The 211-nt window shown below is 67.8% G+C and carries 1 protein-coding gene; it reads left to right on the forward strand.

From position 1 onward, the window contains the following. On the forward strand, positions 1–211 hold a 211-nt coding region (locus Q1A87_RS24105; protein ID WP_299657481.1), incomplete at both ends, for a transposase.

The following is a 211-nucleotide window of genomic DNA, read 5'->3' on the forward strand; positions in this document are numbered from 1 at the left end:
ACCGGAGGCAAGACGGGCAAAGCCCAGACTGCGCGAATGTGGAGCTATGTCCGCGATGAACGGCCATGGTGCGGCCAGGCCCCGCCCTGCGCCTGGTACCGGTTCAGTGTGGATCGCAAGGGCGCCCATCCCGCCGCCCATCTCAAGGGCTACACGGGCATCGTCCATGCCGACGGGTTCACCGGCTTCAACGGGCTGTTCGGCGAGGGCC

Source organism: uncultured Jannaschia sp. (genome assembly GCF_947494055.1).
Taxonomy (GTDB): Bacteria; Pseudomonadota; Alphaproteobacteria; order Rhodobacterales; family Rhodobacteraceae; genus Jannaschia.